Origin of the sequence: Lysobacter antibioticus HS124 (assembly GCF_000336385.2) — a bacterium.
Classification (GTDB): Bacteria; Pseudomonadota; Gammaproteobacteria; order Xanthomonadales; family Xanthomonadaceae; genus Lysobacter; species Lysobacter firmicutimachus.
The window spans coordinates 1-25,334 of sequence record NZ_HG424503.1 but is presented as its reverse complement, the minus strand read 5'-3'; the positions used below and the strand labels follow the sequence as shown (position 1 = coordinate 25,334).

Sequence of the window (25,334 nt, the reverse complement as noted above, 5' to 3'; positions counted from 1 at the left end):
GCGGAAAGGGGGTCAGGCCGCGATCGGCTCGCGACCGGCATGTTCGAGTTCGATCACCAGCGCGGCGATGCGGCGCGCCGCCTCGTCGTGCGCCGGCGACAGCGATTGCAGCGGCAGGCGCAGACCGTGGCCCAGGCCTTGCGCGGCCAGCAGCGCCTTGACCGGGATCGGGTTGGGCTCCACGCCGAGGAAGTCGTAGGCCGGACGCAGGCGCACGTCCCAGGCTTCGGCCGCTTCGCGGCGGCCGGCGCGGGCCAGATCGGCGAGGCGGCGGAACGCCGCCGGCAGCACGTTGGAGCCGACCGAGACGATGCCGTCGGCACCGGTGAGCATGGCCCGGCACGCGGTCGGGTCGTCGCCGCTGAGCACGGCGAAACCGTCCGACTTGAACGCCAGCAGGGCATCCATGCGCGCGGCCTCGGCCACCGCCTCCTTGATGCCGACGATGCGCGGGTGGTCGACCAACGCCGCCACGGTCTGCGGCAGCAGATCGCCACCGGTGCGGCCCGGCACGTTATAGAGCACGATCGGCAGCGCACCGTCGTCGGCGATCGCGCGATAGTGCGCGATCAGACCGGCCTGGGTCGGACGCACATAGGGCGGCGTCACCACCAGGGCGGCGTCGGCGCCGAGCGCGGCGGCGCGGCGGGTCAGTTCGATGGTTTTGGCGGTATTGGACAGGCCGGTGCCGGCCAGCACCGGAATGCGTCCGGCGACCGCTTCGACCGCGGTCCGCAGCAGGAGGTCGTACTCGGCGTCGTACAGCGCCGCGGCCTCGCCGGTCGAGCCGGCCACGACCACCGCCTGGGTGCCGCCTTGCAACTGCGCCGCCAGCAGCTTGTGCCAGGCGTCCAGGTCGAGTTCGCCGGCCGCGGTGAACGGCGTCGCCAGCGCGGTGATGCTGCCGGAAAGTCGCAAGAGAAAACCTACCAATGATCGTGATGAAGGCGTCCGCGCCGTCGGGCGGCGGACCGCCGGGCCAGTGTTCCGGGCGGAGCGTCCGGGCCTGGAAAAACGTGCGCGGTGCCGCCAAGTACGGGGCGATGTTACTTGCGGCCCGAAAGCGGGGGCAAGTATGCTGCCTTACAGCCGCGACCCGAGCCCGGGCCGCCGTTCATTTCCGAGCCTTACGCTCCCTTGCAGGCGCCGCCTTGACCGATTCCGCTTCCCGGCCGTCGCCGAACGAAAACCACCTCCTGATCAACGCCTATACGACGCATCCGGAGTCGCCGCTGCTGTCGGTGACGCGCCGGATCGCCGATTCGGGCTGCAACCTGGTCGACGCACGCCTGTCCACGGTCGGCCGCGACGTCTCGGTGACGGCGCTGGCGGTGGGCTCCTGGGACGCGGTCGCGAAGCTGGAGGCCATGCTGTCGCGCCTGGAGCGCGAGGAAGGCCTGAAGCTGGTGTGGTACCGCACCGGCGCCAAACAGGTCCAATCCAGCCTGCTGCCCTATGTGGTCGAGGTGGTCGCCGCCGACAAGCCCGGCATCCTGTTCCAGCTGGCCGATTTCTTCGACCGCCAGGGCATCACCATCGAAAGCCTGCATTGCTCGCGCTACCGCGCGATGCAGACCGGCGCGGACATGTTCTCGGCCCAGATCACCATCGGCGTGCCGTCGAGCATGCACATCGCCGCGCTGCGCGACGATTTCCTCGAGTTCTGCGACCATCTGAATCTCGACGCCATCATGGACCCGATGAAGTTCTGACCATGCTCGACACCGGCGATCACGCATACGGCAAGAAAGCGCCCGCGCTGCAACTGGCCCTGTCCAGCGGCGAAACCGTCCGCCTCGCCGACTACGCCGGGCAGTGGCTGGTGCTGTACTTCTACCCCAAGGACAGCACCCCGGGCTGCACCACCGAAGGCCTGGATTTCAACGCCCTGCTGCCCAAGTTCAAGAAGCTCGGCGCGACCGTGCTCGGCGTGTCGCGCGATTCGATCCGCTCGCACCAGAACTTCTGCGCCAAGCAAGGCTTCAAGTTCGACCTGGTCAGCGACGGCGACGAATCGCTGTGCAACGCGTTCGGCGTGATCAAGGAAAAGAACCTCTACGGCCGCAAGTACATGGGCATCGAACGCAGCACCTTCCTGATCGACCCGAAAGGCGTCATCGTGGCGTCATGGCGTCCGGTGAAAGTCGCCGGCCATGCCCAGGCCGTACTCGATTCGCTCAAGGAACACTCCGCCTAGGAGCGCAACGCCCAGTGAGGCCCTCCCCGTCCACGTTCGCCAGCCGTCCCGCCCCGCGGGCCACGGCGGCGCGACCGTGGGCGCCGTCCGTGCGCGGCCCGCACCGCGTCCCGGCGCAATGTCCCGCCCCGCTTTCCACGCACTACTCCGACGAGACCGCTCAATGACCAGAAGCAAGCGCATCTACGTGCTGGATACCAACGTGCTGATGCACGATCCCACCGCGCTGTTCAAGTTCGAGGAACACGACGTGTACCTGCCGATGCAGGTCATCGAGGAACTCGACAACGGCAAGAAGGGCACCTCCGAAGCCAGCCGCAACGCGCGCCAGGTCAGTCGCTTCCTCAACGAGCTGATCGAAGCCGAAGGCACCGCCAAGATCGCCTCGGGCATCACCCTCAACCGCCCGCAGGGGCTGCAGCTGCGCGGCGCGCAGAGCATCGGCAAGCTGCGCTTCCAGACCAGCGCCTTCGATGCCGGCAAGCGCTTCGGCGCGGTCATTCCGGACAACCACATCCTCGGCTCGATCCTGGCGCTGAAGGAGTCCGAGCCGGAGGTGCCGGTGGTGTTGGTGTCCAAGGACATCAACCTGCGGATCAAGGCCTCGATCGCCGGCATCGTGTCGGAGGACTACGAGAACGACCGCGCCCTCGACGACTTCAGCCTGCTCTACACCGGCGCGACCGCGCTGCCGGAGGACTTCTGGCAGCGCCACGGCAAGGACCTCAAGTCCTGGACCGAGAAAGGCCGCACCTATTACGAACTCAGCCGCGCGCCGGACGACGACTGGTACCCGAACCAGTTCCTGTACCTGCCCGGCGACGACGAGTCCGAACTCAAGGTGGTCAAGGTCGGCGAAGAGCGCGTGACCCTGCAGATCGTCGACGACTACCGCCATAACCAACATGCGGTGTGGGGCATCATCGCGCGCAACCGCGAGCAGAACTTCGCCCTCAACGCCCTGATGGACCCGGAGATCGACTTCGTCACCCTGCTCGGCACCGCCGGCACCGGCAAGACCCTGCTCGCCCTGGCCGCCGGCCTGGCCCAGACCATGGATCAGCAGCGCTACCGCGAGATCATCATGACCCGCGCCACGGTCAGCGTCGGCGAAGACATCGGCTTCCTGCCCGGCACCGAGGAGGAAAAGATGACCCCGTGGATGGGCGCGCTGACCGACAACCTGGAAGTGCTGACCCACAACCAGGAAGGCGGCGCCTGGGGCCGCGCGGCGACCAACGACCTGCTCGCCTCGCGGATCAAGATCCGCTCGATGAACTTCATGCGCGGGCGCACCTTCCTCAGCCGCTGGCTGATCCTGGACGAGGCGCAGAACCTGACCCCGAAGCAGATGAAGACCCTGATCACCCGCGCCGGCCCGGGCACCAAGATCGTCTGCCTGGGCAACGTGGAGCAGATCGACACGCCCTACCTGACCGAGACCACCTCGGGCCTGACCTACGCGGTCGACCGCTTCAAGGGCTGGGCGCACAGCGCCCACGTCACCCTGCGCCGCGGCGAACGTTCGCGCCTGGCCGATTACGCGTCGGAAGTGTTGTAAGCGGCGCACGGCCGCGCAAACGAACGGAAGGCCGGCGAATCCGCCGGCCTTCCGTCGCCTTACCCGATCGAACCGGAGACAGCAGCTCGCGCCCGGCGTGACCGCGGTCATGCTGACCGTGATGGCCGAAGCATTGAGCGGGATGCTGCAGGTCGACGCCGAGCCGCCCTGGGCGGTGAAGTCGCTGCCGGTTCGCTGATGGCCCGGGCCTGGACAGACGACGGCAAGGACTAGCAAGCACGGGCACCGGCCGGGCCGATAAGATGGGGGCGGCCGCGCGTCCGGCGGCCGCCGTGCGCGGCCGTCGTGGCGAATGGCCGCCGCGCCCGTCCGACCCTATCCGCCGACCGTATCCGATGACCCAGCGCCCCGTTTCCGCCCTCACCGTCGCCGGCTCCGACTCCGGCGGCGGCGCGGGCATCCAGGCCGACCTCAAGACCTTCGCCGCGCACGGCGTGCACGGCCTCAGCGCGCTGGCGGCGCTGACCGCCCAGCACACCCGCGGCGTCAGCGCGGTGCACGTGCCCGACATCGGCTTTCTGCGCGCCCAGATCGACGCTTGTTTCGACGACTTCGCGATCGGCGCGGTCAAGCTCGGCATGCTCGCCAACGCCGCGGTGATCCACGCCGTCGCCGATGCGCTGGAGCATTACCGTCCGGCGCAGATCGTGCTGGACCCGGTGATGGTCGCGACCTCCGGCGCGCGCCTGCTCGAGCCCGACGCGCTGGACGCGCTGCGCGGCCGCCTGTTGCCGCTGGCCAGCCTGGTCACGCCCAACCTGCCCGAGGCCGAACTGTTGCTCGGCCGCCGGATCGGCGACCGCGCCGACATGCGCGCGGCGGCGGAAGCCCTGCTCGCGATCGGCGCACAGGCGGTGTTGCTCAAGGGCGGTCATCTGCCGGGAGGCGGCGATGTCGTCGATCTGTTCGCGCACGCCGGCACGCGGCGCGAAATCGCCCACCCGCGCTTGTCCGTGGACGCGCACGGCACCGGCTGCACCCTCGCCTCGGCGGTGGCGGCGAACCTGTGCCGCGGCCTGGCGCTGGAGCCGGCTTGCGCGGCGGCGGCCGATTATGTCCATGCCGCCCTGCGCGGCGGCTATCGCCCAGGTCGCGGCGAAGTACTGGTGCTGGATCATTTCGGAGCGGCGCCGCATGGCCGACCATAAAGTTCCCGACCGCGGCCGCGCCGCGGCCGACGAACGCATGCCGAACGGGAGCATGCCGGACGGGAGCAGGCCGAACGAAAACAGGCGGATCGAGAGCACACCGCCCCAGAGCGGGCCGGACGGTTCCGGGCCGAAGGAAATCGGCCTGAAGGCCAGCGACGGCCACGCTTGGTCCTTGCTCGCGCGCGTTCCCGCGCAACCGCGTCTGAGCCTGCTGTGGCTGCCCGCGCTCGGCGTCGCCGCGCGCCATTACCTGCCCTTCGCCGAAGCCCTGGCCGCACGCGGCGTGGCGGTGTTCCTGCACGAATGGCGCGGCAACGGCAGCAGCAACCTGCGCGCCGGCCGCAAGGTCGACTGGGGCTACCGCCAGATCCTGCTCGACGACCTGCCGGTCAGCGAAGCCGCGGCCGCGGCGGCCCTGCCGGGCGTGGCGCGCGCGATCGGCGGCCACAGCCTCGGCGGGCAACTCGCCTGCGTGCGCCTGGGCCTGATGGCGCTGCACGGGCGAGCGATGCCGGAAGCGCTGTGGCTGGTCGCCAGCGGCTCGCCGTACTGGCGGACTTGGCCGATGCCGCGCAAGCTCGGCCTGTCCTGGATGTACCGCTTCCTGCCCTGGCTGGCCCAGGTCAACGGCACCTTGCCGGGGCGCCGGATCGGCTTCGGCGGCAGCGAAGCGCGCGGCCTGATCCGCGACTGGGCCGGCACCGGGCTCAGCGGCCGCTACGCCGCCCACGGCGTCGGCGAGGACCTGGAAGCCGGCATGGCCCGGGTCGAGATCCAGGCCCGCAGCGTGCGCCTGGACGACGACTGGCTGGTGCCGCGCGCTTCGCAGGATTACCTGCTGTCCAAATTGCCCCGGGCGCGCGCCGAGTCGACCGACATGGACGCTCGCGAATTGGGCGCGCGCGCCGATCACTTCGCCTGGATGAAGCAGCCCGAAGCGGTCGTGGCCGCCCTGCTGCGCGACCGCTCTGCGTAGGAACGGCATCGGCCGCGACAATCGCAGCGACGCACGACAGCGCCGGAGCCGAAGCCTGGGCCGCCGGGCCGATGTTTTCTTTCGCATGCCCGCTGCGGCCGGCTGCGTGGCGGTTCATCGCTGCGGGTGCTGCGGCCCAGGTCGCTTCGAAGGCCGCTATTTCGGGCTTCGATCAACGCAGCAGGCCCCGGCTGGGCCGCGCGTCCCGTGGTCGCGACTTGCGTCGTCCCTGCAACCCGCACTTCACATGCTGCGGTTTATGCCGAGGCCGGGATTGTTTACGGCGAATTTATGCCGCGGCGGCGGTCGCGAAATAGCGGCTTTACGCCGCCCCTTCCGAGAATGAGCGCGTGGCCGAACCGGCCTCGTATGCATTCTCCGGATACCTCCATGTCGTCGCATCATCCGTTCCGCCATCGCGAGGCCGCGGCCCCGCTGCTATCGGCTTTCTGCGCCGGACTCGGTCTGCTCGCACTGGGCGCGAACGCTCAGACCGAGGAAGCCTCGGCCCTCGGCCTGAGCGGTTCGGCCGCGCTGACCAGCGACTATGTCTGGCGCGGCAGTTCGCAGACCCAGGGCGACGCGGCCGTGCAGGCCGGCTTCAAGGCCGCCCACCGCAGCGGCGTCTACGCCTCGGTGTGGGGCTCCAACGTCGAGTTCGCGCCCGGCACGCACGCCAGCAGCGAATTCGATTTCAGCGTCGGCTGGGCCGGCAAGATCGCCCGGGACTGGAGCCTGGACGTCAACCTCCTGCACTACCGTTATCCCTCGACCACGGCCGATCTGAACTGGACCGAGCTCAACGGCACGCTCACCTGGCGCGACGACTACTGGCTGTCGCTGGCCTATTCCAACCTAGCGCTGGGCAGTCGGGACCGCGGCCTGTACGCGCAGCTCGGCGCGCGCTTCCCGGTCAACGACGCCATTCGCTTCGAAGCGGCGGTAGGCCACTACGTCCTGGACGACGTCTACGACCGCAGCTACAGCCACGGCCAGCTCAGCGCGATCTGGACGGCGAAAACGGCCTCCAGCGCGAACCTCGAGCTGCGCCTGACCGCCCATGCCACCGATCGCAGCGCCGAACGGATCTTCGGCGACGCCCTGGCCGGCTCGCGCATCGAAGCCGCGGTCCAGGCGAGCTTCTGAAGGAGACACGACATGCCCGGTTGGCTCTCGATGCTGTGCGCGATCTCGGTCCTGGTGACCGGCGCCTATCTGCTCTACGTCGTACTGCGCCCCGAGGACTTCTGAGCGCGCGCCCGCGCCGCACGGAGCGCGACGCGGTTCCACTCTACCGACGCGCGTCCGCGCTTGAGCGGACGCGTGCCAAGCCGCAGCCGCGCCGGACGCGTGGCCACGGCGTCATCACCGTCCGGTGTTCGTCATGATCGAAATCTTTCTCGTATTCGCGCTCGCCATCGGCCTGGGTTGGCCGTTGGGCCTGTACCTGGCGCGCGTCATGCGCGGCGACCGCTCGCGCCTGGACGTCCTGTTCGCGCCGATCGAACGCGCGATCTACCGTGCCGTCGGCACCGACCCCGCGCGCGGCATGAGCTGGCGGGGCTATGCGCTGGCGTTCGCGCTCAGCAATGCGGTACTGGCGGTGCTGGTCTGGGCGCTGTTCATGACCCAGGCCTGGCTGCCGCTCAATCCCGACGGTGTGCCCAACCTGCGTTGGGACACCGCGCTGCACACCATGGTGTCCTTCCTCACCAACACCAATCAGCAGCATTACTCCGGCCAGGCGCAACTGAGCTATCTCTCGCAGATGGTCGGCATCGTCGGCCTGCAGGTCGTCACCCCGATGATGGGTCTGGCGATCGTGGTCGCCACCTTGCGCGGCCTGTTCGGCGGCCGTCAGGCCCTGGCCGGTCCCGGCGCGGCGATGCGCGAGGGCGAGCCCCGCGACCTCGGCAACTACTGGGTCGACGTCACCCGCGCCACCCTGCGCTTCATGATTCCGCTGTGCTTGCTGTGGGCTGCGCTGCTGACCTGGCAGGGCGTTCCGTCGACCTTGCAAAGCGGCGCGACAGTTTCGCCGCTGGACCGGAGCGCCGAGCTTGAGCAACAGAAAATCCCCGTCGGCCCGGTCGCGGCCATGGTCGCGGCCAAGCAGCTGGGCACCAACGGCGGCGGCTGGTACGGCCCCAACAGCACCGTGCCGCTGGAGAATCCGACCCCGCTTTCGAATCTGCTGGAAGCGCTGGCGCTGATCCTGATTCCGGTGGCGGTCACCTTCATGGTCGGTCCGCTCACCGGCCGGCGCAAACTCACCGCGCTGGTGTTCGGCAGCATGCTGTTGATGTCGCTGCTGTCCACCGGTTTGTCGGTGTGGTCCGAGGCCTACTCGTCGGGCAGCGCCGATGCGGCCCTGATGGAAGGCAAGGAGACCCGCTTCGGCGCCGAAGGCTCGGCCTTGTGGTCGGCGCTGACCACGCAAAGCAGCAACGGCTCGGTCAACGCCATGCACGATTCGCTGGCGCCGCTGACCGGCGGCGTGGCGATGGTCAACATGCTGATCAACGCCATCTGGGGCGGCATCGGCTGCGGCCTGCAGCAATTCCTGGTCTATCTGCTGCTGTCGGTGTTCCTGGCCGGGCTGATGACCGGACGCACGCCGGAATTGTTCGGACGCAAGATCGAAGCGCCGGAAGTGCGCCTGCTGGCGTTGCTGATCCTGTTGCAGCCGATGGTGGTGCTGGGCTTCAGCGCCGTCGCGATGGCCTTTCCTTCGCTCACCGGCAACTCCAACCCGGGTTTCCACGGCATCGGCCAGGTCTTCTACGAGTACACCTCGGCCTTCGCCAACAACGGCTCGGGTTTCGAAGGCCTTGGCGACGCGACCTATTGGTGGAACCTGAGCTGCGCCGCGGTGCTCGCGCTGGGCCGCTACCCGGCCCTGATCGTGCCGCTCGCGGTCGCCGGCCTGCTGGCGCGCAAACGCGTGGCACCGCAGACCGGCGGCACGCTGCACGCCGAAACGCCGACCTTCGCCCTGACCCTGATCGCGGTGATCGCGATCTTGACCGTCCTGCAATTCATGCCCGCGTTGGTGCTCGGCCCGATCGCCGATCACCTGACCCTGGCGAGCAAGGTTCTGTGAGGAAAAGCCCGATGAACGACATGCTCCATCCCGGCGCGCAAACGCGCCAGAGCCACCTCGGCGCGCAACGCCGCCAAGGCGCGGTCGCCGGCCTCGACGCCGCCGGCCTGCGCGCGGCGATGCTCGAATCCTTCGTCAAGCTGGCGCCGCAGCACGCGGTCCGTAGCCCGATCATGGCGGTGGTGCTGCTCGGCACCGTACTGTCGGCGCTGATCACCCTCTTCGTCCCCGGCCACCTCGCTTTCGGCGCCGCGGTCACGGCGATCCTGTTCGTGACCGTGCTGTTCGCCAACTTCGCCGAAGCCGTCGCCGAAGCGCGCGGCCGCGGCCAGGCCGCGTCCTTGCGCGCCGCACGCCGCGACCTGGTCGCACGCAAGCTCGATACCGTCGGCCGCAACGAAACCCGCGTACCGGCGTCGACGCTCAAGCCCGGCGACCGGGTGATCGTGTCGGCCGGCGAATTGATTCCGGCCGACGGCGAGATCGTCAAGGGACTGGCCACGATCAACGAATCGGCGGTGACCGGCGAATCCGCCCCGGTGCTGCGCGAAGCCGGCACCGACCGTTCCGGCGTCATCGGCGGCACCAAGGTGTTGTCCGACGAAATCGTGATCGAAGTCAGCGCCGAGCCCGGTCACAGCTTCCTCGACCGCATGATCGCCCTGGTCGAAGGCGCCAACCGGCAGAAGACGCCCAACGAGATCGCCCTGACCATGCTGCTGGCGGCGATGACCCTGACCTTCCTGATCGTGGTCGCGACCCTGCCCTTGTTCGCCGGTTTCGTCGGCGCCAGGCTCGATCCGCTGCTGCTGATCGCGCTGCTGGTGTGCCTGATCCCGACCACCATCGGCGGTCTGCTGCCGGCGATCGGCATCGCCGGCATGAACCGCGCGCTATCGGCGAACGTTCTGGCGAAGTCGGGCAAGGCGGTGGAAGTGGCCGGCGACGTCGACGTGCTGCTGCTCGACAAGACCGGCACCATCACTCACGGCGACCGCCAGGCCACCGCCTTCCATCCGCTCGCCGGCATCGATCGTTCGCGACTGCGCGACGCCGCCCTGCTGGCCTCGCTCGCCGACCCGACCCCGGAAGGCAAGTCGATCGTGCGTCTGGCGCGAGAACAGCACAGCGCGGTGCCGGAGCCGGAGCGCGCCGACTACATCCAGTTCACCGCGCAGACCCGCATGTCCGGCGTCGACCTGCCGCAGGACTACCCGGGCGGTGCGCGCTCGATCCGCAAGGGCGCGGGCGATGCGATCGGCAACCATGTGCGCTCGCTGGGCGGCGAAGTCACTCCCGAATTGGCGGGGCGCATCGAACAAGTCGCGCGCGGCGGCGCCACCCCGCTGGTGGTCGCCGAAGGCCGCTACGTGCTGGGCGTGGTCGAGTTGTCGGACGTGGTCAAGCACGGCGTCAAGGAACGCTTCGCGCGACTGCGGGCGATGGGCGTGCGCACGGTGATGATCACCGGCGACAACCCGCTCACCGCCGCGGCGATCGCCGCCGAAGCCGGCGTGGACGATTACATCGCCGAAGCCAAGCCTGAGGACAAGCTGGCCCGGATCCGCGCCGAGCAGGCCGGCGGCCGGCTGGTGGCGATGGTCGGCGACGGCACCAACGACGCCCCGGCGCTGGCCCAAGCCGACGTCGGCCTGGCGATGAATTCCGGCACCCAAGCCGCCAAGGAAGCCGGCAACATGGTCGACCTGGATTCGGACCCGGCCAAGCTGCTGGCGGTGGTCGAGGTCGGCAAGCAGCAATTGATCACTCGCGGCGCGCTGACCACGTTCTCGCTCGCCAACGACGTGTCCAAGTACTTCGCGATCCTGCCGGCGCTGTTCGCCGCAGCCATCCCGCAGATGGCCGCGCTCAACGTCATGCGCCTGTCGAGCCCGACCCATGCGGTGCTGGCGGCGCTGATCTTCAACGCCGTCATCATCCCGGCGCTGATTCCGTTGGCCCTGGCCGGGGTGCGCTTCAAGCCGGCGACCGCGGTCGCCCTGCTGCGCCGGAACATGCTGGTCTACGGGCTCGGCGGGGTGCTGCTGCCGTTCGCGGCGATCAAGCTCATCGACATGGCGCTGTCGTCGATTTTCTGACCACGTAAGTCCCTCTTCCGCTTGCGGGAGAGGGGTTGGAGCGAGGCTCGTCCCCTCCCCACGCAAAGGAGTTCCCATGAACGTCGCATCCACGCAAGCCCCGAACATCGACGACCGCCAGTCCCTGCGCGCGCCGGTGCTGTTCGCCCTGGTATCGCTGCTCGGCTTCGGTCTGGCCTATTCGCTGGCCGGCACCGCGATCGGCCGCACCGCCTTTCCGGATCAGGCGCAGGGTTCGTTGATCGAACGCGAAGGCCGCGCCATCGGCTCGGCCCTGGTCGCCCAGCCCTTCGTAGACGCTCGCTACTTCCAGCCGCGCCCCTCGGCGGCCAAGTACGACCCGATGGCCGCGTCCGGCAGCAACCAGGCGCGCAGCAACCCGGATCTGCGCAAGCGTCTGAGCGAAGAAGCCGCCGCCATCGCCGCGCGCGAAGGCATCGCGCCGAGCGAGGTGCCGGCGGAACTGGCTACGCAATCCGGCGGCGGCCTGGATCCGCACATCTCGCCCCGTTCGGCGCGGGTGCAGGCCGCCCGCGTCGCCCGCGCCCGCGGGCTCAGCGTCGCCGCGATCGATAGCTTGATCGCGCGGCATATCGAGGCGCCGCAGTTCGGCGTTCTCGGCGAGCCGCGGGTCAACGTGTTGCAGCTCAACCTGGCCCTGGATGCGATGCAGGCATTGCGTTGAGCCAAAGCCAGTCCCGCTAGCCGCCTTATCGAAGGGGGAATGCTTCGGTGGTCGTTGCATGGCTGGGGGGTTCGCGGATTCGACCGTTGCCCTTTGAAAGAAAGGCGCAGCTCCTGCAACTGACCCCGTGGCAAGGGAAGCAAAGCTCATGCTGGCGCTTCCTGGTTGAGATGGAAGCGCAGCTTTTGCTGTGGCATCCCTCGAAAAGGGGACGGCGCTCGCACAGCAACGCGGGGAGTTCGCTGTGGCTGTCGCGGTGCCGATCCGTGCCCCGGACAGCCACGTCCTCGCCGCGTCCAACTACACACCCATCACCCGCCCGGCGCACAATCTCCCCATGAGCGATCCCCGCAGCGCCCAAGCCGATGCCCTGATGGGCGAACTGCAACGCCAGGGCGCCGGGCGGCTGACCATCTTCCTCGGCGCCGCGCCCGGCGTCGGCAAGACCTATGCCATGCTCGGCCGCGCGCGCGAACTGCAGCGGCGCGGCAGCGACGTCGCGGTCGGCGTGGTCGAGACCCACGGCCGCGCCGAAACCGCCGCCCTGCTCGACGGCCTGGACCTGCTGCCGCGCAAGCGCATCGACTACCAGGGCCGCCCCCTGGAGGAACTCGATCTCGACGCCCTGCTCGCACGCCGCCCGCAGGTCGCCCTGATCGACGAGCTCGCTCATCGCAACGCGCCCGGCAGCCGCCACGAGCGGCGCTGGCAGGACGTGCTGGAATTGCTCGACGCCGGCATCGACGTCTACACCACGGTCAACATCCAGCATCTGGAAAGCCTCAACGATGTCGTCCACCGGATCACCGGCGTGCGCGTCAGCGAGACCGTGCCCGATGCGCTGTTCGATCGCCTGCGCGACATCGTCCTGGTCGACCTGCCGCCGCGAGAACTGATCGAGCGCCTGCAACAGGGCAAGGTCTACGTGCCCGAACAGGCCGCGCACGCGTTGCAGGCGTTCTTCTCCCCGTCCAACCTCACCGCGCTGCGCGAGCTGGCGATGCAGACCGCCGCCGACCGGGTCGACAGCGACCTGCGCGAGGCGCAGACCGCGCGCGGCCTGCCCGGCGTGCCGCTGCGGCGCGCGGTGATGGTGGCGATCGACGGTCTCGGCCAGTCCGAGTACCTGGTGCGGGTGGCGCGGCGCCTGGCCGAGCGGCGCGATGCGCCCTGGCTGGTAGTCACGGTGGAGACCGGCGGCGCGCCCGACGCACCGCGGCAGAGCGAGCTCGACCGCGCCTTCGCCCTGGCCCGGCGGCTCGGCGGCGAGGCCGTGGTCCTGCACGGCAACAGCATCGTCGACGCGCTGCTCGATCATGCCGAACGCGCCGGCGCATCGACGATCGTTTTGGGCCGCACCCGCGAGCGGCCGCTGGCGCGGATGATCAACCGCACCTTGACCCAACAACTGATCCAACGCGGCGCCCATTACGAGCTGACCATCGTCAGCACGCCCGAAGCGCGCGCCCGCGCGCGTCGTTCGCTGCGCGACAGCGGCAGCCGTCTGCGTGGCCTGCTCAGCCGCAGCGACGCCGCGCTGGCGGTGGTCGCGGTCGCCATCGCGACCCTGCTCGCCGGCTTCGCCGAGCGCTGGATCGGCCTGGACGACCTGTCCCTGGTGTTCATCGTCGCGGTGGTGATGGTGGCCGCGCGCACCCGCATGACCGCGGCGGTGCTCGCCTCGGCGCTGTGCTTCCTCGCCTACAACTTCTTTTTCATCGAACCGCGCTACACCCTGCTGATCGGCGCCAGCCAGGGCGTGACCACGGTGACCTTGTTCCTGGTCGCCGCCCTGGTCGCCGGGCGGCTGGCGTCCAAGCTGCGAATGCAGGTGCTGGCGCTGCGCGCGGCGAATGCGCACGCCACCGAACTGCAGACGCTGGGCCGCGAGCTGGCCACGGCCGCGGACGCGGGCCAGGTGGTACGCGCCGGCAAGCGCGCGCTCAAACGCTCGCTCGGCGCCGAGGTGTTCGTTTACGTCGGCGCGGCGCCGCTGGCCGGATCGAACCTGCCCGAACTCAGCGACAAGGACCGCGCCGCCGCCGACTGGGCGCTCAAGCACCGCCAGCCCGCCGGCCGTTACACCGATACCCTGGCCGGCTCGGACTGGTGGCTGTTGCCGCTGAGCGGCGACGCCGGCGACAAGCCCGCCGCGGGCCTGGTCGGGCTGCGCTTCGCACCCTCGCTGACGCGGCTCGGCCCAGAACAGCGCCGGCTCGCCGAGGCCATGACCGACGACATCGCCCAGGCGGTATTGCGCACGCGCCTGGTCGCCGACCTGGAGGACTCGCGCGTCAGCGGCGAGACCGAACGCCTGCGCTCGGCCCTGCTGTCCTCGGTCTCGCACGACCTGCGCTCGCCGCTGGCCTCGATCATCGGCGCCGCCAGCAGTCTGGACCACTACGCCGAAGCGATGCCGCGCGAGGATCGCCACGCCCTGCTCGACACCATCCGCATCGAAGGCGAGCGGCTGGACCGCTATATCCAGAACCTGCTCGACATGACCCGGCTCGGCCATGGCGGCCTGGCGCTCAATCGCGACTGGATCGGCGTCGACGAACTGATCGGCTCGGCGGTCTCGCGACTGCAGCGCTACCAGCCGGGCGCGCGCTTCGACATCCGCATCGAACCCGGCCTCGGACCGATCTGGGTGCATCCGGCGTTGATCGAACAGGCCTTGTTCAACGTATTGGAGAACGCGGTGAAGTTCTCTCCGGCCGATGCTCCGGTGACGGTGGACGCGCGCCGCGTCGACGGCGAGCCCGATGGTCCGGAACGCGTGTTGCGGATCGATGTCGCCGACCGCGGCCCGGGCATACCCGAGGACGAGCGGGCACGGATTTTCGACATGTTCTATAGCGTCGAGCGCGGCGACCGCGGCCGCCAGGGCACCGGTCTGGGGCTGGCGATCTGCCAGGGCATGATCGGCGCCCACGGCGGCAGCGTGGTGGCCTTGCCCGGCCAGCCCGACGCCCCGGGTCGCCGCGGCACCACGATCCGCATTACCCTGCCGCCCATCGAACCCGAACCCAAGGCCGACTCCGCCCCCGCGCCATGACCGAGGACCACGCCGCCCCCGCCTCCGCCGCGCCCGCGCGCGTGCTGGTGATCGACGACGAACCGCAGATCCGCAAGTTCCTCGACATCGCCCTGCGCGCGCAAGGCTATGCGGTGGAGTCGGCGGACAGCGGCAATGCCGGCCTGGAACGCCTGGCCACGCGCGGCGCCGACCTGGTGATCCTCGATCTGGGCTTGCCCGATCGCGACGGCCACGACGTACTGCGCGAACTGCGTCAATGGTCGGGCGTACCGGTGATCCTGCTGACCGTGCGCTCCAGCGAGGCCGAGAAAGTCGCCGCGCTCGACGGCGGCGCCAACGACTACGTGACCAAGCCGTTCGGCGTGCAGGAGCTGATGGCGCGCGTGCGCGCCCTGCTGCGCGCACACGGCCCGCAAGGCGAGACCTTGCCGGTGTTCGACGACGGCCGCCTGCGCATCGACCTGGCCCGGCGCGAAGTGCAACTGCACGGCGAACCGCTGGCGCTGGCGCGCAAGGAATACGCCCTGCTGGCGCTACTGTTCCAGCATGCCGGGCGCGTGGTCACCCAGCCGCAGCTGCTGCGCGAGCTGTGGGGGCCGACGCACCAGGAAGACACCCACTACCTGCGCATCCTGGTCGGCAAGCTGCGACACAAACTCGGCGACGACGCCGCCGCGCCGCGCTACATCGCCACCGAACCCGGCGTCGGCCTGCGCTTCATCGACAAGCGTTGAGCCCTGCCGACGCGGCGGCGTCGCCCTTGTAGGAGCCGCGCAAGCCGCGACAGCCGCAGCGACGATCGGAAGCGATGCGGCCGAAACCCGGGAGCCGGATGGCGTCCCGATGCCGGCGCCGCTTGGCCGGATATCGGACAGAACGGCTGCGCTGCGCGTCGTCGCGGCTTACGCCGCTCCTACAGGAGATTCGGATGCGCTGGCTGCGCGTGGCCGCAGGGCGGCGTGCGCTGCATGCGTTTGCCGATTCTGGCGCAAGCGTCTTCGCTGCGCGCATAAGCGCGAATGGCGTGCGCTGTGCGCATGCCCAGGCCTGCGTGCGACGCGCGGGCAAAGAAAAACCCGGCAATCTTGCGATTGCCGGGTTCGAAAAAAGTGGCGCGCCCGGAAGGATTCGAACCTCCGACCCCCAAGTTCGTAGCCTGGTGCTCTATCCAGCTGAGCTACGGGCGCCCAAGGCGAAGAATTATGCCGTGTAATTCACGCGACGGGAAGTCTCTGCGCGGCATGGCGGGCATGTCGCGCATCGACGTCATGCGTATCGCCGATGCCCCGCACCTCAGGCACAGACAAGCCCCGCACCTCAGGCGCAGACAAGCCCCGCATCGGCGCAGCATCGCGCCGCCGCACGAAGTGCAGCCCATGAGGACGGTACGAGCCTGGCGCTATCGTGGCGGCGCGCACGCGTTCGGTTCGAAGTCTGGGCAAACGGCATGGTGGACGCGGCGCCTTGCGGTTGCGCGGGCTTCGGGCGCATCGCTTTCGAATTCCGCACGAGCCGACGCCAAAAAGTTCGTTCGGTTATCGGGGCTGCGGACAGAACGTTTTTTGCGCGCGCCTCTGCGGTGGGTCGCAGCTTGCGCCGCTCCTACCCTGTTCTTCGTGCGGCGATGAGGTGCGGCGGCGCTCGGCGATCGCGGTTGGGGCTGGTTGCGCGCAGGCCGACGCCGAGAAATCATCCGGCTATCGGGGCTGCGGACAGAACGCTTGCGGGCGCTGCTACGGTGGGTCGGGGCTTGCGCCGCTCCTGCCAGGGCGGCTGGCCGCGTCGGGCACGATCAGCGAGGCAAATCCAGTCCGTCCGATGGGTCGTCGGTACGAAACGGCCTCGGGGCCGGCCAGTACCGCCCCGATTGGAAAGCAGGCGGATTGCAGCAATCCGAGCCGGCCGGGTACGCCGAAACGATGCGGCTTGTGTGCCGGGATGCGGCTCGTCTGCCGGAAGGAAAGCGGACAAAGAAAAAGCCGGCGATCTTGCGATTGCCGGCTTCTTGATAATGGCGCGCCCGGAAGGATTCGAACCTCCGACCCCCAAGTTCGTAGCCTGGTGCTCTATCCAGCTGAGCTACGGGCGCTTAGTTGAAAAATTATGACGAACGAACCGCTTTCCGTCAATACCTTTCGAACCGTTTGCCGACCCGACCGTGTCGCACGGGATGGATCGGCAAAATAAAGCCGCCGGAGGCGGCTTCGGTACAACTGGCGGAGAGTGAGGGATTCGAACCCTCGATAGAGCTTTTGACCCTATACTCCCTTAGCAGGGGAGCCCCTTCAGCCTCTCGGGCAACTCTCCGCATCGATGAAGCAATGCGGGCGGGAAGCATAACGGCTCACCCAGTCCGCGGCAATGTCTCGCGACGATTTTTTTTTAACCGCCGCTGTTTTTGCCCGAATCGTCCGACGCGTCCTCGCCGCGCTGAATGCGCTGATAGATTTCCTCGCGATGGACCGCGACATCTTTGGGTGCGGTAATACCGATGCGCACCTGGTTACCCTTGACGCCGAGCACGGTGACCGTCACCGAGTCGCCGATCATCAAGGTTTCGCCGACGCGACGCGTCAGGATCAGCATTGAAAACCTCCTCGAGCCGGCACCGCGGTGCCGGCGTTGGCATTCTTTTCCACTAGGACGAATGCTTCAATTTGTACACAAACGTGAACCATATTAGCGACCGGCCAAACATGGTCGCAAGCGATAGGGATCACTGTTCGCCGTTCAGACAAGCCTACTCTCAACCCAATGCGCGACGCCCGCAAGAGCCGTCGACAAAGCCGGGCCGTCGTCGCCGCCGCCCTGCGCCATGTCGGGGCGTCCGCCGCCTTTACCGTTGATCTGACTGGCCACGTGCGAGAGGAGTTCCCCCGCCTTGACCTTGCCAGACGCGCTTCCGTTCACACCGGCGACCAAAGCCGCCTTACCGTCGCTGGCTCCCGCCAGCACGATCACCGCGTCGCCAAGCTGCTGCTTGAGGCGATCGACCGCCTCGCGCAACGCCTTGGCGTCGAAACCTTCCAACCGGGTCGCCACGACCCGGACTCCGCCGATCTCGGTCGCCGAAGCGGCCAGGTCCGCGGCGGCGCCGGAGGCGGCCTTGGCCTTGATCGCTTCGAGTTCGCGCTCGAGCTTCTTCTGCCGGTCGAGCAGCGCGCGCAGCTTGTCGGCCACGTCGGCGGCGTTGCCGCCGAGCAGGCGCGCAGCCTGCTCCAGGCGACGCTCTTCCTCGGCGACGTAGTCCAGCGCGCCCTGCCCGGTCACCGCCTCGATCCGGCGCACGCCGGCCTGGACGCCGCCTTCGGAAACGATCTTGAACAAACCGATATCGCCGGTGCGCGACACGTGAGTGCCGCCGCACAGTTCGGTCGACGCCTCGCCCATGCGCAGCACGCGCACGTTGTCGCCGTACTTCTCGCCGAACAGCGCCATCGCGCCGAAATCCAGGGCTTCCTGCATGCCCATGTGATGCACTTCGGCTGCGTAGTTGCGGCGCACGTCGGCGTTGACCTGGCGCTCGAGCTCGGCGAGCTCGGCATCGCTCAACGGGTTGAAGTGCGAGAAGTCGAAGCGCAGGCGATCCGGAGCGACCAACGAGCCCTTCTGGGTCACGTGTTCGCCGAGCAGGCGACGCAGGGCCGCATGCAGCAGGTGGGTCGCCGAATGGTTGAGCACGGTCGCGGCGCGGCGCGCCGGGTCGACCGCGCCGAGCACGCGGTCGCCGACCTTGAGGCTGCCGGCGGTCAGGCGACCGACGTGGCCGTGGAACTGGCCGGCGAACTTCTGGGTGTCTTCGACCGCGAAACGGGTGCCGGCTTCGTCGAGCTCGCCGGTGTCGCCGACCTGGCCGCCGCTTTCGGCGTAGAACGGGGTGCGGTCGAGAATCACCGCGCCCTCGTCGCCGATGCGCAGCTCGTCGACGGCCACGCCGTCGCGGATCAACGCCACGACCTGCAGGCCGCCTTCGGTGAGACGGTCGTAACCCAGGAACTCGGTCGGCGCCAGGCGCGCGGCGACTTCGGCCGGCATCGCGGTCTTGTTGCCGAACTTGCCGGATTGGCGCGCGATCTCGCGCTGCTTCTCCATTTCGACTTCGAAGCCGGCCATGTCGACGCTCAAGCCGCGCTCGCGCGCGATGTCGCCGGTCAGGTCGGCCGGGAAGCCGTAGGTGTCGTAGAGCTTGAACGCGTCGGCGCCGGCGATGACGCCCTGCGAGCGCGCGGCGATTTCGTCGAAGATGCGCATGCCCGAGTCGAGCGTCGCGGCGAAGCGCTCTTCTTCGGCGGCCAGCGCCGCGGCGACGAAGTCGGCCTTGGCGGTCAGCTCGGGATAGGCGTCGCCCATCACCTCGACCAGGGCCGGAACCAGCTTGTGGAAGAAGGTGCCCTTCTGGCCCAGCATCCAGCCATGGCGCAGAGCGCGGCGGATGATCCGGCGCAGCACATAGCCGCGGCCGTCGTTGGACGGCAGCACGCCGTCGACGATCAGGAAGGAGCAGGCGCGGATGTGATCGGCGATCACCCGCAGCGACTTGTTCTCCAGATCGGCGGTGCCGGTGGCCTGGGCCGCGGACGCGATCAAATGGCGGAACAGGTCGATTTCGTAGTTGCCGTGCACACCCTGCAGCACCGCCGCCAGACGCTCCAGGCCCATGCCGGTGTCGACGCAGGGCGCCGGCAGCGGTACCAGGCTGCCGTCGGGCTGGCGGTCGAACTGCATGAACACCAGGTTCCAGATCTCGATGTAGCGGTCGCCGTCCTCGTCCGGCGAGCCCGGAGGGCCGCCGGCGATGTGCGCGCCGTGGTCGTAGAAGATCTCGGTGCAGGGGCCGCAGGGACCGGTATCGGCCATCTGCCAGAAATTGTCGGAGGCGAACGGCGCGCCCTTGTTGTCGCCGATCCGGACGATGCGCTCGGCCGGGATGCCGATCTTCTTGTTCCAGATCTCGTAGGCTTCGTCGTCGGTCTGGTAGACCGTGACCAGCAGGCGCTCGGCCGGCAGCTTCCACACGCCGGTCAGCAGCTCCCAGGCCCAGACGATGGCGTCTTCCTTGAAGTAGTCGCCGAACGACCAGTTGCCGAGCATCTCGAAGAAGGTGTGGTGGCGCGCGGTGTAGCCGACCTGATCGAGATCGTTGTGCTTGCCGCCGGCACGCAGGCAGCGCTGCACGTCGGCCGCGCGCACGTAGCCCGGCTTCTCGCTGCCGAGGAACACGTTCTTGAACTGGACCATGCCCGAGTTGGTGAACAGCAAGGTCGGATCGTTGGCCGGCACGAGCGGCGCCGACGGCACGATGGTGTGGCCCTTGCCCCGAAAGAACTCGAGGAAATCGCTGCGGATTTCAGTGGTGGTCTTCATGCCTGGGATAATCGCCTGGTCGGGAGCGCGGCGCTCGACCGAACCCATGCCACCGTCTATGGGGGCATCGACTGGAACAGGCAACCCGGGGACCCGAAAGCCGGTAAGCCTAGCAGGCCGAGGGCCCTAATGCGCAAGGGTTCGACACAAAAGTCTCCGGACGTTCAGTCCGGGTCCCGGGAACGATTCGCATTCCGCGCGGTTTCGCCGTCGAAGCCCCGCCGCAGCAGCAGATCGGCGGCCTTGCGGCGCAGCTTGGGGTCGGCCGCATGGTCCTCGCCGAAGCGGCGCCGGACCAGGTCGCGGGCGTTCTCGGCCCAGTCGCCCTCGTAGCCGGCCAGGGCGGCGGCGACGGCGTCGGCGGGCAGGCCGTGCATGGCCAGCTCGGCCCGAATATGCAGCGGCCCGTAGCCGTTGCCGGCGCGGCTGCGGACCAGGCTTTCGGCGAAGCGCTCGTCGTTCTGCCAGCCGGCTTCGGCGAGGCGGTCGACCGCCTCTTCGACCTCGCCCGCGTCCAGGCCGCGCGAGGTCAGTTTGCGGGTCAGCTCGCGCCGCGAATGCTCGCGCCGGGTCAGCAGGCCCAGAGCGCGCTGGGTCGGGCTTTGCTCGCGGCTGCCGCGGCGCCGGCCACGTGCCGTCGCGGCATCCTCGGGATCGAACAGGCCGGTGGGCGGCGCCGCAGCGGGATCTTCGAACTCCGGGGCGGGCGCCGAATCCGGAGCGGGGCCGCGAGGGGAGCCCGGAGCGGGCTCCGCATCGGAACCGGACCGAAGCCAGGCGGCCTGGCTCTCGTCGGGATCGAGGCCGGGGACGCCCGCGCAGCCCACACCCCGACGCCCGGCGCCACCGCCAAGCCGCGGGCGGACATGCGACAGCTCCTCGTCGCCCTGCCCGTCCGCATCGGCACGACGCGACGACGGCACCGAGCGCGGTTCCATGCTCCCCCGGCGGGTCGCCGTTTCCGGATCCAGCCCTCCGGGGGCATCGACGCGTTCGCCTGGGGCGTCGCGTTCGTCAGAGACGCGGGGCGTCGGCGGTCGCGCGCCGGCACGCTCGCTGGCGACGCGAGCGGCGCGACCGGCCTCGATCGCTCGAATCCGCGCACGCAGCGCTTCGCGCTGCCTGGCCGCAGCCGAGCCGGCCGGCAGGTCGCCCTGCCCGGCCGCCCGATCGTCGTTGCGGCCACGGCCGCCGGAAGAGTTCCGATCCGCCGTCATCGCTGCGAACGCTCAGCCCGCTCAGCCCTCGTCTTCATCGCCGCGCGGCGCTTCGCCGGGGACGTACTTCTCGCGCAGCGCCGTTTCCAGGCGCGCGGCCATCTCGGGGTTTTCCTTGAGGTACTGGCGGGCGTTCTCCTTGCCCTGGCCGATGCGCTCGCCGTCGCAGCTGTACCAGGCGCCGGACTTCTCGACCAGCTTGGCCTCCACGCCCATGTCGATCAGCTCGCCTTCGCGCGAAATGCCCTCGCCGTAGAGGATCTCGGTGACGATCTGCTTGAACGGCGGTGCCAGCTTGTTCTTGACCACCTTGATCTTGGTCTGGTTGCCGATGATCTCGTCGCCCTTCTTGATCGAGCCGATGCGGCGGATGTCCAGGCGCACCGAGGCATAGAACTTCAGCGCATTGCCGCCGGTGGTGGTTTCCGGGCTCTGGCCCGGCATCATCACGCCGATCTTCATGCGCAGCTGATTGATGAAGATCACCAGCACATTGGAGCGCTTGATGTTGCCGGTCAGCTTGCGCAGCGCCTGGCTCATCAGGCGGGCCTGCAGGCCCGGCAGCTGGTCGCCCATTTCGCCTTCGATTTCGGCCTTCGGGGTCAGCGCGGCGACCGAGTCGACCACGACCATGTCGACCGCGGCCGAGCGCACCAGCATGTCGGCGATTTCCAGCGCCTGTTCGCCGGTATCGGGCTGCGAGACCAGCAAGTCGTCGATGTTGACGCCGAGCTTGCCGGCGTAGATCGGGTCGAGCGCGTGCTCGGCGTCGATGAAGGCGGCGGTGCCGCCGTTCTTCTGGCACTCGGCGATGGCCTGCAGGGTCAAGGTGGTCTTGCCCGAAGACTCCGGCCCGTAGATCTCGACCACGCGGCCCTTGGGCAGGCCGCCGATGCCGAGCGCGATGTCGAGCATCAGCGAACCGGTGCCGACGACCTCGGCGGCCTCGACCGCGCGGTCGCCCATGCGCATCACCGAGCCCTTGCCGAACTGCTTCTCGATCTGGCCCAGGGCGGCCGCAAGCGCGCGCTTCTTGTTCTCGTCCATCGTGGTGTCCTTGCTAAGTCTTGTCGTGGTGGGGGTACGTTAGAGGGCTCGTATCGCAGAGACTGAGATCGTGGCGCCTAGATTCAAGTTATCTGCACCGGCCGATGCCGGCTGCCGGGAAACCGCCGCATCCCGGGTCGGATTTGTCCGCGCCGCGGCCCAGGAAACCGCGCCCAGCGCGCGCTGCGCGGCATCGGCGGCGTGCACCGCGACGCAGTCGCGTGGCGTACCGTAACCGTCGTAGGCGGGATCGACGCAGCCCATGGCTCAGCGGTTCGGCCGCACCAGGCCGCAATACAGCCCTTCGATCGCGAAGTCCTGGTCGGGCTGGACTTCGATCGGCGCGTAGTCGGGATTGCGCGGCAACAGACGGATGCGGTCCTTGCCGATCTTGAGCAGCTTGACCGTGATTTCGTCGTCGATGCGGGCGACCACGATCTGGCCGGAGCGCGCGTCGCGGGTGCGGTGCACGCCGATCAGGTCGCCGTCGAAAATGCCCTCGTCGCGCATCGAGTCGCCCTTGACCTTGAGCAGGTAGTCCGGCGACGGGAAGAACATGTTGCGATCGAGCAGGACGTAATCGTCGGGCTCGACCCCGGCGCCGGCACCGATCGGCGCGCCCGCCGCGACCCGCCCCAGCACCGGCAGGCGCAACGCCTCTTCGTTGGCCGGAACCAGGCTGAGCTCGCGCTGGGTCTGCGGCGGCGGCTGCAGCACGCGGATGGCACGCGCCCGTCCGGGCACGCGCTCGATCGCGCCCGCGGCCTCGAGCGCGTCGAGGTGGTACTGCGCGGCGCGCACGCCTTTGAAACCGAAGGCCTTGGCGATTTCGGTCTGCGAGGGCGGCAGGCCCTCGGCATCGATGCGCTCGGCGATCAGGGCCAGGATGGCTTGCTGGGTGTCGGTCAGGCTCATGGTTAGTAGTAATACTACTAACTCGCGACCCGGGCAAGACCGCTCGTCCGCGAATTAAATTGACTGAGTCAATTACATGCCGCAGGCTGCCCTCATCCTCCCGCGAGTCTGCGTCATGACGTCCGAAATCGCCCCGTCCCAGGTCGACGCCGTCCGCGCCTTCAACCGCTTCTACACTCGCCGGATCGACGTGCTGCGCGAGGACTTGCTCGACAGCCCCTACACCCTGACTCAGGCACGGGTGTTGTTCGAACTGGCCCAGCGCGAGCCGGTGGCGGCACACGAGATCGGCCAGACCCTGGGCCTGGATCCGGGCTATCTGAGCCGGATCGTGCAGGCCTTCGTCGAGGCCGGGCTGGTCGAGAAACAACGCTCCGAACAAGACGCGCGCAGCTTCGCGCTGCGCCTCACCGCCTCCGGCCGCGCCGCGTTCGCATCGCTGGACCGCGACTCGCATCAAGCCACCGCGGCGATGCTGACGGCGCTGTCGCCGCTGGATCGCGAGCGCCTGCTGCGCGCGATCGCCGACGCCGAGCGCGCGCTGACCCCGCACGCGTTGCCGGCGCCGCAGCGGCTGCGCGTGCGCGAGCACGCGATCGGCGACCTCGGCTGGGCGATCGAGCGCCATGCCCGGCTGTACGCCGACGAGTACGGCTGGAACCATGAGTTCGAGGCGCTGGTGGCGACGCTGTTCGCGCAGTTCGCGACCCGGCGCGATCCGGCGCGCGAGCGCTGCTGGATCGCCGAGATCGACGGCGAGCGGGTCGGTTGCGTGTTCGTGGTCGCCCATGCCGGCGATCCCCAGGTCGCGCAATTGCGCTGCCTGCTGGTGGACCCGCGCGCACGCGGGCTTGGCGTGGGCCGGCGCCTGGTGGACACCTGCATCGGCTTCGCCGGCGAGGCCGGCTATGCGCGCATGCGGCTGTGGACCAACGATGTCCTGGTCGCGGCGCGGCGCCTCTACGAAGGCAGCGGTTTCGTCCTGGTCGAGGAGAACCGGCACCGCAGCTTCGGCCACAACCTGGTCGGGCAGACCTGGGAACGCGCGCTGCCCTGAGACCACGCCTGCCCTGCCCGGCTCAGACGGTCAGCGTTTGCAGCCCGTGCAGGGCCGCGGCCACGGTCTGGCGCCGCACCGCTTCGCGATCGCCGTCGAAATGGAAGGCTTCGGCATGCGGGTAACCGCCGCGGCGCTTCCAGGCGATCCAGACCGTGCCGACCGGTTTGCCTTCGGTGCCGCCGCCCGGGCCGGCGATGCCGGTGACCGCGACCGCGACGGTGGCGCCGGTGTTGGCCAGGGCGCCGGAAACCATCTCGATCACGGTCTCGCGGCTGACCGCGCCGAACTGTTCCAGGGTCTGCGGGCGCACGCTCAGCAAGGCCTGCTTGGCTTCGTAGCTGTAGGCGACGATGCCGCATTCGAACCAGGCCGAGGAGCCGGCGATATCGGTGAGGGTCTTGGCGATCCAGCCGCCGGTGCAGCTTTCGGCGGTGACCAGCATATGGTGGTTGAGGCGGGCGGCTTCGCCGATGCCGGCGGCGAGCGTCTGCAGGGCGGGGTCGGAGGTCTCGGGCGTCATGGCCGCCACTATAGCCGGCGCCGCGCGACGGGCTTTGCCGGGCGGGGCGGTTGCAGGCGAAGGCCGGGGCGGCGAGCGCGTGCAGGGCCGAGCGGGGACGTCCTTCCCCTGCCCTGCTGGCGGCGCGAGATCGAAGCTCCGCGGTCGCGGCTTGCGCCGCTCCTACCCCCACAACAACAACAGCGCCGGCGGGCGCTGTTGTTGTTGCTATGGATAGCTTGGCGCCGCTTCGATCTCGCGAGAACCACTGAAGCCCCGGAGGGCGGCCCGCAGGGAGGCGGGCCGTGCACAGCCAGGCCAGGGAGGGCCTGTGCGGAGCAGCCCCGCGTCAGCGGCGTCCCATAGCGGCTTTTGATTCGAAACGGCCATGGCGTTTTC

General features: G+C 69.1%; 20 protein-coding genes and 3 tRNA genes. 13 read left to right on the top strand and 10 right to left on the bottom strand.

The features are described from left to right. Positions 1 to 12: 12 nt before the first annotated feature. On the bottom strand, positions 13 to 918 hold the full coding sequence (gene dapA / locus TX83_RS11525; protein WP_064748091.1) for a 4-hydroxy-tetrahydrodipicolinate synthase: 906 nt from the start codon (positions 916 to 918) through the stop codon (positions 13 to 15). A 125-nt stretch (positions 919 to 1,043) separates the two neighbouring features. On the opposite strand from dapA, the gene TX83_RS11520 reads away from it, so the two are divergent. The 12 genes from TX83_RS11520 to TX83_RS11465 all read left to right on the top strand — a co-directional run bounded on the left by TX83_RS11520 (position 1,044) and on the right by TX83_RS11465 (position 15,567). Beyond that, positions 1,044 to 1,712, top strand: coding sequence for a glycine cleavage system protein R (locus TX83_RS11520; protein WP_087960721.1), 669 nt, complete (start codon positions 1,044 to 1,046; stop codon positions 1,710 to 1,712). Positions 1,713 to 1,714: 2 nt separating this feature from the next. After that, the gene (locus TX83_RS11515) at positions 1,715 to 2,197 is read left to right on the top strand and encodes a peroxiredoxin (protein WP_064748089.1); all 483 of its coding nucleotides are present in this window, start codon (positions 1,715 to 1,717) and stop codon (positions 2,195 to 2,197) included. A gap of 163 nt (positions 2,198 to 2,360) precedes the next feature. Further along, on the top strand, positions 2,361 to 3,758 hold the full coding sequence (locus tag TX83_RS11510) for a PhoH family protein (protein WP_064748088.1): 1,398 nt from the start codon (positions 2,361 to 2,363) through the stop codon (positions 3,756 to 3,758). Positions 3,759 to 4,114: 356 nt separating this feature from the next. Further along, positions 4,115 to 4,927 carry a bifunctional hydroxymethylpyrimidine kinase/phosphomethylpyrimidine kinase gene (gene thiD / locus TX83_RS11505; RefSeq protein ID WP_064748087.1) on the top strand — a complete coding sequence of 271 codons (813 nt, stop codon included), beginning with the start codon at positions 4,115 to 4,117 and terminating at the stop codon, positions 4,925 to 4,927. A gap of 145 nt (positions 4,928 to 5,072) precedes the next feature. After that, complete coding sequence (locus tag TX83_RS11500) at positions 5,073 to 5,906, top strand: alpha/beta hydrolase family protein (RefSeq protein WP_064748110.1); 834 nt, start codon at positions 5,073 to 5,075, stop codon at positions 5,904 to 5,906. A 390-nt stretch (positions 5,907 to 6,296) separates the two neighbouring features. Beyond that, positions 6,297 to 7,052 carry a TorF family putative porin gene (locus TX83_RS11495; RefSeq protein WP_064748086.1) on the top strand — a complete coding sequence of 252 codons (756 nt, stop codon included), beginning with the start codon at positions 6,297 to 6,299 and terminating at the stop codon, positions 7,050 to 7,052. A gap of 12 nt (positions 7,053 to 7,064) precedes the next feature. After that, positions 7,065 to 7,157 carry a potassium-transporting ATPase subunit F gene (locus TX83_RS11490; protein WP_064748085.1) on the top strand — a complete coding sequence of 31 codons (93 nt, stop codon included), beginning with the start codon at positions 7,065 to 7,067 and terminating at the stop codon, positions 7,155 to 7,157. 133 nt (positions 7,158 to 7,290) lie between these two features. Further along, positions 7,291 to 9,009: a potassium-transporting ATPase subunit KdpA gene (gene kdpA, locus TX83_RS11485; RefSeq protein ID WP_064748084.1), complete on the top strand. Its 1,719-nt coding sequence runs from the start codon at positions 7,291 to 7,293 to the stop codon at positions 9,007 to 9,009. Positions 9,010 to 9,029: 20 nt separating this feature from the next. Then, a complete protein-coding gene (gene kdpB / locus TX83_RS11480) occupies positions 9,030 to 11,108 on the top strand; it encodes a potassium-transporting ATPase subunit KdpB (RefSeq protein WP_064748109.1) in 2,079 nt (692 codons plus the stop codon). 76 nt (positions 11,109 to 11,184) lie between these two features. Beyond that, positions 11,185 to 11,793 (top strand): potassium-transporting ATPase subunit KdpC, encoded by a 609-nt coding sequence (kdpC, locus tag TX83_RS11475; RefSeq protein ID WP_064748083.1) that lies wholly within the window; start codon positions 11,185 to 11,187, stop codon positions 11,791 to 11,793. A 337-nt stretch (positions 11,794 to 12,130) separates the two neighbouring features. Then, positions 12,131 to 14,851, top strand: coding sequence for a sensor histidine kinase (locus TX83_RS11470; protein ID WP_064748082.1), 2,721 nt, complete (start codon positions 12,131 to 12,133; stop codon positions 14,849 to 14,851). Continuing rightward, complete coding sequence (locus TX83_RS11465) at positions 14,848 to 15,567, top strand: response regulator (protein WP_064748081.1); 720 nt, start codon at positions 14,848 to 14,850, stop codon at positions 15,565 to 15,567. Before TX83_RS11470 ends, TX83_RS11465 begins: the two co-directional genes overlap by 4 nt. A 376-nt stretch (positions 15,568 to 15,943) precedes the next feature. On the opposite strand, the gene TX83_RS11460 is transcribed toward TX83_RS11465, so the two are convergent. The 8 genes from TX83_RS11460 to lexA all read right to left on the bottom strand — a co-directional run bounded on the left by TX83_RS11460 (position 15,944) and on the right by lexA (position 23,376). Beyond that, a tRNA-Arg gene (locus TX83_RS11460) sits at positions 15,944 to 16,020 on the bottom strand. Between the two features lie 825 nt (positions 16,021 to 16,845). After that, a tRNA-Arg gene (locus tag TX83_RS11455) sits at positions 16,846 to 16,922 on the bottom strand. 125 nt (positions 16,923 to 17,047) lie between these two features. Beyond that, a tRNA-Ser gene (locus TX83_RS11450) sits at positions 17,048 to 17,140 on the bottom strand. A gap of 75 nt (positions 17,141 to 17,215) precedes the next feature. Then, a complete protein-coding gene (csrA, locus tag TX83_RS11445; protein WP_064748080.1) occupies positions 17,216 to 17,419 on the bottom strand; it encodes a carbon storage regulator CsrA in 204 nt (67 codons plus the stop codon). Between the two features lie 144 nt (positions 17,420 to 17,563). Beyond that, positions 17,564 to 20,197 (bottom strand): alanine--tRNA ligase, encoded by a 2,634-nt coding sequence (alaS, locus tag TX83_RS11440; RefSeq protein ID WP_064748079.1) that lies wholly within the window; start codon positions 20,195 to 20,197, stop codon positions 17,564 to 17,566. Positions 20,198 to 20,361: 164 nt separating this feature from the next. Then, positions 20,362 to 20,859: a recombination regulator RecX gene (gene recX / locus TX83_RS23885; RefSeq protein ID WP_064748107.1), complete on the bottom strand. Its 498-nt coding sequence runs from the start codon at positions 20,857 to 20,859 to the stop codon at positions 20,362 to 20,364. Positions 20,860 to 21,435: 576 nt separating this feature from the next. Further along, on the bottom strand, positions 21,436 to 22,461 hold the full coding sequence (recA, locus tag TX83_RS11430; RefSeq protein ID WP_064748078.1) for a recombinase RecA: 1,026 nt from the start codon (positions 22,459 to 22,461) through the stop codon (positions 21,436 to 21,438). 267 nt (positions 22,462 to 22,728) lie between these two features. Further along, on the bottom strand, positions 22,729 to 23,376 hold the full coding sequence (lexA, locus tag TX83_RS11425; protein WP_064748077.1) for a transcriptional repressor LexA: 648 nt from the start codon (positions 23,374 to 23,376) through the stop codon (positions 22,729 to 22,731). A gap of 115 nt (positions 23,377 to 23,491) precedes the next feature. Here lexA and TX83_RS11420 point away from each other — a divergent pair, with 115 nt between their 5' ends. Further along, positions 23,492 to 24,433, top strand: a complete 942-nt coding sequence (locus tag TX83_RS11420) for a bifunctional helix-turn-helix transcriptional regulator/GNAT family N-acetyltransferase (RefSeq protein WP_064748076.1) — start codon at positions 23,492 to 23,494, stop codon at positions 24,431 to 24,433. A gap of 22 nt (positions 24,434 to 24,455) precedes the next feature. Here TX83_RS11420 and TX83_RS11415 read toward each other — a convergent pair whose 3' ends face one another. Further along, positions 24,456 to 24,956, bottom strand: coding sequence for a CinA family protein (locus TX83_RS11415; protein WP_064748075.1), 501 nt, complete (start codon positions 24,954 to 24,956; stop codon positions 24,456 to 24,458). Between the last annotated feature and the right edge of the window lie 378 nt (positions 24,957 to 25,334).

Coding starts and splice junctions, on each gene's coding strand:
- TX83_RS11520 (WP_087960721.1), top strand. CDS start 1,044: ATGTTACTTGCGGCCCGAAAGCGGGGGCAAGTATGCTGCCTTACAGCC.
- TX83_RS11515 (WP_064748089.1), top strand. CDS start 1,715: ATGCTCGACACCGGCGATCACGCATACGGCAAGAAAGCGCCCGCGCTG.
- TX83_RS11510 (WP_064748088.1), top strand. CDS start 2,361: ATGACCAGAAGCAAGCGCATCTACGTGCTGGATACCAACGTGCTGATG.
- thiD (WP_064748087.1), top strand. CDS start 4,115: ATGACCCAGCGCCCCGTTTCCGCCCTCACCGTCGCCGGCTCCGACTCC.
- TX83_RS11495 (WP_064748086.1), top strand. CDS start 6,297: ATGTCGTCGCATCATCCGTTCCGCCATCGCGAGGCCGCGGCCCCGCTG.
- TX83_RS11490 (WP_064748085.1), top strand. CDS start 7,065: ATGCCCGGTTGGCTCTCGATGCTGTGCGCGATCTCGGTCCTGGTGACC.
- kdpA (WP_064748084.1), top strand. CDS start 7,291: ATGATCGAAATCTTTCTCGTATTCGCGCTCGCCATCGGCCTGGGTTGG.
- kdpB (WP_064748109.1), top strand. CDS start 9,030: ATGCTCCATCCCGGCGCGCAAACGCGCCAGAGCCACCTCGGCGCGCAA.
- kdpC (WP_064748083.1), top strand. CDS start 11,185: ATGAACGTCGCATCCACGCAAGCCCCGAACATCGACGACCGCCAGTCC.
- TX83_RS11470 (WP_064748082.1), top strand. CDS start 12,131: ATGAGCGATCCCCGCAGCGCCCAAGCCGATGCCCTGATGGGCGAACTG.
- TX83_RS11465 (WP_064748081.1), top strand. CDS start 14,848: ATGACCGAGGACCACGCCGCCCCCGCCTCCGCCGCGCCCGCGCGCGTG.
- csrA (WP_064748080.1), bottom strand. CDS start 17,419: ATGCTGATCCTGACGCGTCGCGTCGGCGAAACCTTGATGATCGGCGAC.
- alaS (WP_064748079.1), bottom strand. CDS start 20,197: ATGAAGACCACCACTGAAATCCGCAGCGATTTCCTCGAGTTCTTTCGG.
- recA (WP_064748078.1), bottom strand. CDS start 22,461: ATGGACGAGAACAAGAAGCGCGCGCTTGCGGCCGCCCTGGGCCAGATC.
- lexA (WP_064748077.1), bottom strand. CDS start 23,376: ATGAGCCTGACCGACACCCAGCAAGCCATCCTGGCCCTGATCGCCGAG.
- TX83_RS11420 (WP_064748076.1), top strand. CDS start 23,492: ATGACGTCCGAAATCGCCCCGTCCCAGGTCGACGCCGTCCGCGCCTTC.
- TX83_RS11415 (WP_064748075.1), bottom strand. CDS start 24,956: ATGACGCCCGAGACCTCCGACCCCGCCCTGCAGACGCTCGCCGCCGGC.